The organism is Arthrobacter sp. Bi26 (genome assembly GCF_918697925.1).
Classification (GTDB): domain Bacteria; phylum Actinomycetota; class Actinomycetes; order Actinomycetales; family Micrococcaceae; genus Arthrobacter.
The window spans coordinates 1-9,381 of record NZ_CAKKMF010000125.1 but is presented as its reverse complement, the minus strand read 5'-3'; the positions used below and the strand labels follow the sequence as shown (position 1 = coordinate 9,381).

The window sequence follows — 9,381 nt, the reverse complement described above, 5'->3', positions numbered from 1 at the left end:
GCCTTGGATGGTGACGGGGAATCCGGGCTTCTCCGCTCCGGTCGCCACGTCCAGGGAGTGCATGTACCAGTGCGGGAATTGCTTGCTGGCCCCGTCATTCGTCTTCGCGAGCAGGAAGATGCTCCTTGTCGCCGGGTCGTAGACCGGAGTGGACGTGATTCCAATGTTGGGCGTGAGGTCACCGCAGTTAACGGTCGACGCCGGCCACGCCGGTCCGAGTTTGCGGGTCCACTTGGCCGCACCTGTGGCGCTGTCCAGCCCGTACACGGCATTGTTTTCCGTCGCGGCAATCACGGTACTGCCTACTACGAGCGGCTGGGCGTAGACCTGCCCGTCCACGGTTGCAGAGAACAGTTTGCCGAAGTTCGATGATGCGACGGCCGACGGTGAGAGCCCGGGCTCGTCCTTGTCCCATCCGGTCCGCAGGGAATCGTTGGCGATGGTCCTCACGTCCGCAACGGCCGTCTCGCCGACGGACAGCGCAGCGAGTGTGAGCGTTGCCGACAGCAGCGAAGCCCATGCGCCTCGGGACCATGGCCGTTGTCGGGGCAAAGTTGCGTGGATCGTGGCCGCCCGGTGCTTCCGGGGATGCGGCGTCCTACCCGTGCGTCCATCGCGAAGAAGGCCCTTAAAATGGCCGGACGACACCCGAGATTCCGTTTGATCATGCATGGCTGAGACCAGTTTCTGACCACTACATTGACTTTATTAACCCAGTACCCTGGAGCCTAGAAGCGGGGTTTGAAGAGCGCGCGAGTGATTGCTACTCAACTTCGCCGGGGCAATGCCCGTATTCCTCCGGTCGCTACTTGCCCGCTGCTTGGGCAAACGCGACTGCCTACTTGCCTCCCGGAAAACCACGTGGAGATGCCCCACTTCGCGAGGCTCCGCAACGCATCATTTTCGGCCGACGGGTCAGCGGCCGCCCATGGCGGGGCATGTGAATACGGGGTGATCCGAGCGGACCCCAACGGGGGCGAAGCCGGAGTGCGGGCGCCGGACTCCGTACCGCGCCGCGTTAGGCTCATCCCATGTCGCCCGATCGATACCTGCACCAGCTTGCCAGCTCCCTGGACCATCTCGGCACGCTGGCCCGCCAGCCGGAAGACAGCCTTGCCCGCGCCGTTCCGGCATGCCCGGGCTGGACGCTCGAGCAACTATTCGGACATCTCGGTTCAATCGAGCGGTGGGCCGCCACTGTGGTCAGTGAGGGCACCTTCGTCCAGGAACCGGCACCGCCCGCCGAGGGCGCCGCGGCCTGGTTCCTCGAAGGCACGGCACCCTTCCTCGAGACGATGACGGCACTTGACCCCGAGAAACCCTGTTGGGACTTCGGACCGCCGCCGCACAACGCCCGGTTCTGGCTTCGGCGCCAGGCCCACGAACACGCCATCCACCTCATCGACGCCTGCCAGGCGCTTGGCCTGGCAGTCCCCGCCCTGGGTGAGGACTTCATGCTCGACGGCGTCGACGAGGTCCTCGCGATGTTCGCGCCGCGCCAGCTGCGACTGGAGCGGATGCCGCACCCGGACAAGGCGGTGACCTTCCAGGTGCCCGGGGCCACCGCCTGGACACTGGGCCCTGATTCCGCCGTGGCATCGATTTCCGCCCCATTGCCCGTGATGTACCTCGGGCTGTGGGGCCGATCCAACCTGGAGGATACCGCCCTCATTGAGGGTGATGCCGCTGTTGCCCTGCGCGTGCTTCGGGGTCCGCTCACACCGTGAGTCCCGGATTGCAGGCTTAGGATACGAACACGTCCTGGGAAGCTGCCGATGCTTCAAACCTCGCCTAATGCTTTCGTGACCACCTGCCCGAAGGGCACCCAAACAGATGTCAGAGCACGCCACAACCGGAACCGCAGATCCCGCCGCGCCCGCTGCGAGGTGGGGAATCCTCGGCACGGGGTTCATCGCCGGGCTGCAGACGCCGGACCTGATCGACAACGGTTCATTGGTCCAGGCTGTGGGCTCCCGGAACCTGGCATCGGCGCGGGAGTTCGCGGCCCGGTTTCAGATCCCCTCGTCCCATGGAAGCTATGAGGACCTCGTGGCTGACCCGGACGTGGATATTGTCTACATCTCGACGCCGCACCCGTTCCACCACGAAAATGCCCTGTTGGCCCTGGACGCCGGCAAACACGTGTTGATTGAAAAGCCCTTCGCCATGAACGCCTGGCAGGCCCGGGAGATTGTGGAGCTGGCCGAGTCGAAGGGACTGATCGCACTTGAGGCCATGTGGACCCGCTATCTTCCGCACATGGTCCGTATCCGTGAGCTGATTCGATCCGGCGCGCTGGGCGACGTCCGGACGGTGATCGCGGACCACAACCAGAATCTGCCCAAGGACCCGACGCACCGCCTCAATGACCCGGCGCTGGGCGGCGGAGCGCTCCTGGACCTGGGCATCTACCCCGTGTCCTTCGCCTTCGACGTCTTTGGAGCGCCGGTCAGCATCCGGGCAGCGGCCAGTATGACGGAAACCGGTGTTGACCGGCAGACCGCCATGATTTTCGAGTACGGGGACGGGCAGCAGGCCGTGCTGCACTGCGCGCTGGATACTGCAGGGCCAAACCAGGCCTCGATCATCGGAACCGAAGGCCGAATCGAGGTCCCGTCAGTCTGGTATACGCCGTCGGCCTTCACCCGGTACGACGCCGACGGCAACGTCGCTGAGCGCTTCGATGAGCCTGTCGCAGGCCGCGGAATGCAATACCAGGCGCGGGAAATGGAGCGGCTCATCGCGGCGCACGCCACTGCCAACGACATCCTGCCGCCCCGGCAGAGCGTTCAGGTCATGGAGGCCTTGGACGAAGTCAGGAGCCAGATCGGCCTCGCCTACAGCAGCGACGAGAAGTCAGGCTGGAGAGACTAAGCGGCCCAGTTCTGGGGCGGCACTGGCCGGCGCCGCTTAGCCACGTCCGATCAACTCAGCCACGCGATCGAGCTCTTCTTCCAGATTGTAGAAATGCACGGCCAACCGGATCCTGCCCTCGCGGACCGACGCCACCACGTTGGCCTGGCGAAACCGCGCCATGACCGCCTCGGCATCGCTCACCGGCACGGAGACGATGGTCGAGCGGTGCTGCTCGGTGAAGGGCCGGAAGGCGGAGCCCTCCGCGGCCAGCGCATCCTGCAGGCGAAGGGCGAGCCGGGCGTTGCGATCAAGCAAGGCCGTGATCCCGAACCGGCGGAAGATGCCGAGCGCCGCCTGCTCGGCCAGGGCGGGAAACCACGCCAATGAGGCGTCGAGCTTCGAGGCCGTGGGTGAGAGGTCCATAGCCGGCCCGTAGAAGCTCTCGGCCGGCTTGCGGGCGGCCTTCCAGCCCGGGCCGATGGGCTGGAGACGGTCCAGCAGCCCGCTGCGGACATAGAGGTAGCCCATGCCCCTGGAACCGAGCAGGAACTTGTGGCTCGCGGCGGCCAGGAAGTCCACGCCGTCGCGGACCACGTCCAGCGGCACCGCGCCTGCCGCCTGGCAGGCATCGACGAAAAACCAGGCGCCGGAGCGGGCAGCGACCCGGCTGAGCGCGCCCAGATCGGCCCGGTAACCGTTGGCCGAATGAACGGCGCTGACGGCGATCAGGCGGGTGCCGCCGTCGGCCGCCTGAGCAAACGCCTCGGCCGTCACGCCGTCGCCGCCCGGAGCCACGGCGCTGACCTCGTAGCCGCGCTGCCGGAGCATAAGCCAGGGATAGTAGTTCGAGGCGAATTCGTTCTCGGCGACCACGACGTTCTCGCCGTGCTTCGCGGGCGGCAGGTTGGCCGCCACTATCCCGGCGGCTGAGCTCACGGCCGGAACGATTGCGATCTCCCCGGCAGTGGCGCCGACGATCTCCGCGAACATGGCACGGGCGTCCTCCCCCGCCCGTTCGGCTTCCATCCAGTCGAACCGGCCGGCAGACCAGCGCGCGGCCGCCAGTTCGTAGGCCTCCCGGGCGGGGGCGGAGCCGACGTTCGTGGTCGCGGTGTTGAGATAGATGATGTCCTTGAGCCCCGGGAAGAGCTGGCGGATATCGGCGGCGTGCATGGCAGCGGGCGCCCTAACCGTGCCCGTGCGCGGGGTTCAGGCCTTTCGCGTAGGCGGCCTGCCCCACGTGCTGAAGGCAATCGGCAATGGTGCTGACCAGCCGTACCCCGAGCGTGACGGGCGGGTCCCAGCGGGTGTCGACGATGCGGTCGAAGTCGTCGTCGCCGAGGGTCTTCAAGAATTCCACAGTCTGCCGGTGCACAGCGTCGTAGTATTCGAGCAACAGCTCCGGCGGTGCCTGCACCGCGTCCACCTGGCCGCTCGTATGGCCGTAGCCGGTGTCCCGCTTGGAAAGAGGCAGGTCGAAGCGGGCAGCAAACCCCTGCGAGGTCCAGACCTGGTCCAGGCCTGCGGCGGAGGCCACTTGCGCGTCCTCGACCCTGCCGAGGTGCCAGATGAGCCAGGCCATCGAGTTCCCGCTGCCTGCGGGCCGTCGGAGCAAGGTGGCATTGTCGACCTCTGCCAGGGCGGCGGCCACCGTCTCATGGATCCGGCCGAAGGCGTCCAGCAGCAGTTCATTGGATTTCATCGAGTCCCCTCGCTGTGCATGATCGGAGTGCTGTGCATGATCGGTGTGCCCCATGCTTGCACGGAGGCCGCACTGCCGGATAGGGCCGAGCGTCTGGGTCTCCACGGCTCACGCTAAGGCACAGCCGGCGGCCACCCGGCCGGGCACAGTCCGCGAGGTCTTGGCAGCTGCGACACCCGCGCCTACCCTTACGAACTATGAGCAACTTGTTGCCTGTAGCGCAGCCGGAGCGACTAACAAGCAGTCGCTGGGAACGCCGGGACAAGTTCCATCTCGCGGGCATCACCGGCTTCGTCATCCTGCTCAATGTGGTCGGCTGGAGTGTGCTGACGCTCGTCGTGGCCCCGCAGAACTTCGCGCTGGGCCGCTCCGGCGTGTACGGGGCCGGGCTGGGCGTTACCGCCTTTCTGCTGGGAGTGCGGCATGCCTTCGACGCCGACCACATCGCCGTCATCGACAACACCACCCGCAAGCTGGTCGGCGAGGGAAAGACCGCGCTGGGGGTGGGCTTCTGGTTTTCGCTGGGCCACTCGACCGTCGTCTTCGGCGCTGCGCTGCTCCTGGCCTTCGGCGTGAGAGCGATGGCGGGCAGCGTGCAGAACGAGGACTCCGCCCTGATACAAACACTGGGGCTGGTGGGAAGCGCCGTCGCCGGCACGTTTCTTATCCTGATCGGGCTGACAAACCTGGTCTCGGTGATTGGCATCGTCCGGGTATTTCGCGGGATGCGGACCGGCGAACTGAACGAGGCCGAGCTTGAGCATCAGCTCAACAACCGGGGCTTCCTGGCCCGACTGCTCGGCGGAACAATCCGGCGGGTCGACAAGCCCTGGCACGTCTATCCGGTCGGTCTGCTGATGGGCCTGGGATTCGACACCGCGTCCCAGATAGCCCTGCTCGTACTCGCGGCCGGTTCCGCGGCCTTCTCCTTGCCCTGGTACGCCATCCTCGTCCTGCCGGTACTGTTCGCCGCCGGAATGAGCATCTTCGACACCGCCGACGGCGTGTTCATGTCCAGGGCTTACGGGTGGGCGTTCCTTAAGCCGGTCCGCAAGGTGTTCTACAACCTCACTGTCACGGTGCTCTCGGTGGTGGTGGCCTTGGTGGTCGGCATTATCGTGCTGCTCGGGCTCGTGGCGGAGAAGCTGGGAATCGAATCAGGACCGGCAGCCACAATCGGGTCGCTGGAGCTGGAAAACGTCGGGTACATCGTTGTCGGACTCTTCGTGGTCATCTGGCTGATCGCGCTCGCCGTCTGGAAATTTGGCCGGATCGAACAGCGCTGGAGCCAGTCCGGCGCCAGCTGAGACCCCTCCCGGCATGGTCAGCAGTTGGGCGAGTCGAACTCGTAGGCCCCTGAATCGGCAGCTGCCGTACCGTTGCAGTCTCCGTCCTGGGGCACCGCAAGTCCGGCGAGGTCGAAGGCGGAAGGGCTCGCTCCGGCGCGGTCGATGGCCGGGCTGGCGCTGGTCAGGTGGAGATCGGCCGGTGCGTTCACGAATCGTGCCGACGCAGTGGTGGAGGTGCTGTTCGGCACGAAGTTGACCGGACCGTTGAGGACGTTCTGCCTCTCGGTCCAGCCCGAGCCGTTGATCCACAAGGAGTTCTTGACACCTGCCAGGATGTTGCCGCGGATCACAGTCGATGAAGGGCAGCTCGCATGGCAGACGATCGCCTGGGACTGCGGCCCGTTCAGGTAGACGGTATTGAACTCAAAAACGGTGCCGTTCGTGGGCCCGAAGGAGGTCCCTGGTCCGCGGGCGATCAAGCCTTTGGCCTGGGCACAGTTTGCCCCACACGTCGACCGGACAAGGTTGTAGCGGTAGGTGTTGCCGTCCGCAGTCCCGGAGGACCTCCCAATCTCGGAGAAGTTGTTGTTGTCCAGCGACACATTGTGATGAAAATAGTTCCGGTTTCCGTTGTAGATTTCGAAAGAACCGCCGTCGCGGTTGTAATCGTAGGAAAACGCCGTGGAGCCGCTGACCGTGTTGCCTGAGAGTTCGTTGTCGTTGCCGTTGATCAGCACGCCGGAAGCGCCGGAGTCGTCACTGCAGTTCACTGCCTGGGGTGTTCCGCAGTTCGTGCCCTGCGTCAGGACGTTCATGATGTTGTTGTTGGTCAGTACGTTGCCGGTGTATTTCCCAAAATCGGACCCGGTTCCTGCCTTGATGCCCACGGCGTTGTTGGAGGCGCTGGAGTTCCTGACCGTGTTGCGGTCGCCGGTGATGCTGATGCCGGCATAGCCGCAGGAGACGCCGCGAAGTCCGTCAACTATGGTGAAGTTTCCGTTGATCCTGATGCAGTTTCCCGATTTGCCGCCCGTTATGGTCGGGGCGTTGCCGGTCCCGTAGCCGTTCAGGGTGATGGGTGCGGCATCAGTACCGCTCTGGGTGGTCACAATGCCCCCGGTCCAGGTGTCGCCCTTGCGGAAACTGACGGTATCGCCGGGCTTGAGGACGATCGAGTTGATCTTTGACAGCGATTTCCACGGTGCCGCGCTTGAGGTCCCCGCATTGGTGTCGCTCCCCGAGGCACTGACGAAGTACGTGGTACCCACGGCCTGGGCCGGCGCCGAGAGGCCCACCACCAACCAGCCGACAGTGAGGAGGGGCGTGAGTACGGCTGTCATGAAGGCATTGGTTTTCATCGTGATCCTCGCGGGTTTGCTGGTGGACGGAGGAAAGCTCCGCGACCTTGAGCTGCGCCCGCTACGGCCCTTTGACCATGAATCCAGACTCAGGCTCGGGTCATCCGCCGAACCTACTGGGCGCAGGTTGTAGAAAGCTGGGGCACGGTCCGCGGGCCGGCACGGTCCGCGGCAGCCTGCGCTCTACGCCGCCGCAATCACAGTCCGTGTGATGAATCGCTCACTCACCATGGCCTTCGGTGGAGTTCCCGATTCTCCCGGCATGACCAGCGCCACGGACGCATCCGAGCCGATCTCTTCAGATCGGATGAATTATCGTGGCGCACAAGCGTGATTCAAGGTTGAAAATTCGGATTTTGTGGGCCAAACGCCTTGTTGGCAGAATTTAAGGCTTGGGTGCGGACGATGTCCGCACCCAGTTTTGCGGAAGCGCTTCCGTGACGATTCCAGCCACCACAGGGAGCACGATCCATGATTTCCGTCAGCCGGGTTTCTAAAAGCTACGGCTCCGGGCCGACGGCGGTCCGGGCCCTTGACGACGTCTCACTCTCCGTCGCCCGCGGCGAGATCTTCGGCGTCGTTGGCCAGAGCGGCGCCGGTAAGAGCACGCTGATCCGCACCATCAATTTCCTGGAGCTTCCGGATTCTGGCAGTGTCAACGTCGATGGCCGCGAGATGACCACGCTGTCCGGCGCAGAACTGCGCCACGCACGGCACAACATCGGCATGATCTTCCAGCACTTCAACCTGCTCAGCAGCAGGACCGTGCAGGCGAATGTAGAACTCTCATTGGAGATCACCGGCGCCGGGCGCGCAGCCAGGCGGACACGGGCACTCGAGATCCTCGAACTCGTGGGCCTCCACGGCAAGGCCTCCGCCTACCCCGCACAATTGTCCGGCGGACAAAAACAGCGCGTCGGCATTGCCCGCGCGCTGGCCTCCAACCCCTCAGTGCTGCTGAGCGACGAGGCGACCTCGGCGTTGGATCCCGAGACGACCCGGCAGATTCTTGATCTCATTCGGAAACTGAGCAAGGACCTTGGGCTGACCGTGCTGCTCATTACCCATGAGATGGACGTAGTGAAGCGGATCTGCGACTCCGCCGCCGTCATGAGCGGCGGGCGGATCCTTGAGCAGGGGCCCGTGGAACAGTTGCTGACGACGGAGAAATCACTGTTGGGCCAGGCGCTGTTCCCCATGGGAGAGATCCCGGAGACGCCCAGCGCAATCGTTGACATCACCTTTAGCGGAGTGAAAACCGACCGGCCCGTGATCGCCCAGCTGGCCCGCAAGCACGGCATCGACGTCGGAATCCTGGGTGCCGCGGTTGAAACCATCCGCGGGCTCCAGACAGGACGCACCCGGCTGGAGCTGCCGGGGGACGAGCGGACCGTGGCCGCCGCCTTGGCCGATCTCCGCTCCCAGGGACTCTTCGTGGAGGTAGTCAAGTGATCGACCGTAACGACCCCTACTTCTGGTCGGACCTGCTGGACACGATCCTCAAGGGCGCAGGTGAGACTTTTTACACCGTGGGCCTGAGCTTGCTGTTCACGGTTCTTTTCGGCCTGGCCGCCGGCGTCCTGCTCGTGACCACCGAATCCGGCGGCTTGCTGGCGAAGCTCTTCGGCAGCCGGGCGCTCGGGTTCATCGTCAACCGGGTGCTCGACGTCGTGGTGAACATTGGCAGGTCCGTCCCGTTCATCATCCTCATGATCCTGCTCATTCCGTTCACCCGCCTGTTGGTCGGATCCTTTATCGGACCGACCGCCGCCATTGTCCCTTTGACGATCGCCGGCATTCCCTTCTTCGCCCGGCTGGTGGAGATAGGAATCCGCGAAGTGCCTGTGGGACTCGTCGAAGCCGCCCAGTCACTCGGCGCCAGCCGGTGGACCATCCTGACCAAGGTCATGGTGGCCGAGGCCGTCCCCGCCCTGGCGCTCGGGCTGTCCACCACCGTGGTCGGACTCATCGGCTACTCCGCCATGGTGGGCGCAGTGGGCGGCGGCGGCCTCGGGGATGTCGCTTTCCGCTACGGCTACCAGCGTTATAGCCCGGAGTACATGTTCGGCGTTGTCATCCTGCTGGTCCTGCTGGTGCAGGTATTCCAGTCCCTGGGCAACTTCGCGGCGCGGCGCCTGTCCCACCGGTAGCCGCCGCCCGCACCGCCCCGCAAACC

9 protein-coding genes are annotated in these 9,381 nt (G+C 64.9%); 5 read left to right on the top strand and 4 right to left on the bottom strand.

Translation table 11 applies throughout. From position 1 onward, the window contains the following. A partial coding sequence (locus LQV16_RS21585) for a PQQ-binding-like beta-propeller repeat protein (protein WP_229995907.1) occupies positions 1-450 on the bottom strand: 450 nt, incomplete at its 3' end. A gap of 581 nt (positions 451-1,031) precedes the next feature. On the opposite strand from LQV16_RS21585, the gene LQV16_RS21580 reads away from it, so the two are divergent. Further along, positions 1,032-1,727 carry a maleylpyruvate isomerase family mycothiol-dependent enzyme gene (locus tag LQV16_RS21580; protein ID WP_229995906.1) on the top strand — a complete coding sequence of 232 codons (696 nt, stop codon included), beginning with the start codon at positions 1,032-1,034 and terminating at the stop codon, positions 1,725-1,727. A gap of 106 nt (positions 1,728-1,833) precedes the next feature. Continuing rightward, positions 1,834-2,874: a Gfo/Idh/MocA family oxidoreductase gene (locus LQV16_RS21575; protein ID WP_229995905.1), complete on the top strand. Its 1,041-nt coding sequence runs from the start codon at positions 1,834-1,836 to the stop codon at positions 2,872-2,874. A 36-nt stretch (positions 2,875-2,910) separates the two neighbouring features. On the opposite strand, the gene LQV16_RS21570 is transcribed toward LQV16_RS21575, so the two are convergent. Then, positions 2,911-4,029 (bottom strand): aminotransferase class V-fold PLP-dependent enzyme, encoded by a 1,119-nt coding sequence (locus tag LQV16_RS21570; protein WP_229995904.1) that lies wholly within the window; start codon positions 4,027-4,029, stop codon positions 2,911-2,913. A 13-nt stretch (positions 4,030-4,042) separates the two neighbouring features. After that, positions 4,043-4,558 (bottom strand): DinB family protein, encoded by a 516-nt coding sequence (locus LQV16_RS21565; protein ID WP_229995903.1) that lies wholly within the window; start codon positions 4,556-4,558, stop codon positions 4,043-4,045. A 197-nt stretch (positions 4,559-4,755) separates the two neighbouring features. On the opposite strand from LQV16_RS21565, the gene LQV16_RS21560 reads away from it, so the two are divergent. Continuing rightward, positions 4,756-5,865, top strand: a complete 1,110-nt coding sequence (locus LQV16_RS21560; protein WP_229995902.1) for a HoxN/HupN/NixA family nickel/cobalt transporter — start codon at positions 4,756-4,758, stop codon at positions 5,863-5,865. Positions 5,866-5,882: 17 nt separating this feature from the next. On the opposite strand, the gene LQV16_RS21555 is transcribed toward LQV16_RS21560, so the two are convergent. Beyond that, the gene (locus LQV16_RS21555) at positions 5,883-7,205 is read right to left on the bottom strand and encodes a hypothetical protein (protein ID WP_229995901.1); all 1,323 of its coding nucleotides are present in this window, start codon (positions 7,203-7,205) and stop codon (positions 5,883-5,885) included. 471 nt (positions 7,206-7,676) lie between these two features. Between LQV16_RS21555 and LQV16_RS21550 the strand changes: the two genes are divergently transcribed. Both LQV16_RS21550 and LQV16_RS21545 read left to right on the top strand, forming a co-directional pair. Continuing rightward, on the top strand, positions 7,677-8,657 hold the full coding sequence (locus LQV16_RS21550; protein ID WP_229995900.1) for an ATP-binding cassette domain-containing protein: 981 nt from the start codon (positions 7,677-7,679) through the stop codon (positions 8,655-8,657). After that, entirely contained in the window at positions 8,654-9,355 is a 702-nt protein-coding gene (locus LQV16_RS21545) for a methionine ABC transporter permease (RefSeq protein ID WP_229995899.1), read from the top strand. Before LQV16_RS21550 ends, LQV16_RS21545 begins: the two co-directional genes overlap by 4 nt. The last annotated feature ends 26 nt before the right edge of the window (positions 9,356-9,381 follow it).

Coding starts and splice junctions, on each gene's coding strand:
- LQV16_RS21580 (WP_229995906.1), top strand. CDS start 1,032: ATGTCGCCCGATCGATACCTGCACCAGCTTGCCAGCTCCCTGGACCAT.
- LQV16_RS21575 (WP_229995905.1), top strand. CDS start 1,834: ATGTCAGAGCACGCCACAACCGGAACCGCAGATCCCGCCGCGCCCGCT.
- LQV16_RS21570 (WP_229995904.1), bottom strand. CDS start 4,029: ATGCACGCCGCCGATATCCGCCAGCTCTTCCCGGGGCTCAAGGACATC.
- LQV16_RS21565 (WP_229995903.1), bottom strand. CDS start 4,558: ATGAAATCCAATGAACTGCTGCTGGACGCCTTCGGCCGGATCCATGAG.
- LQV16_RS21560 (WP_229995902.1), top strand. CDS start 4,756: ATGAGCAACTTGTTGCCTGTAGCGCAGCCGGAGCGACTAACAAGCAGT.
- LQV16_RS21555 (WP_229995901.1), bottom strand. CDS start 7,205: ATGAAAACCAATGCCTTCATGACAGCCGTACTCACGCCCCTCCTCACT.
- LQV16_RS21550 (WP_229995900.1), top strand. CDS start 7,677: ATGATTTCCGTCAGCCGGGTTTCTAAAAGCTACGGCTCCGGGCCGACG.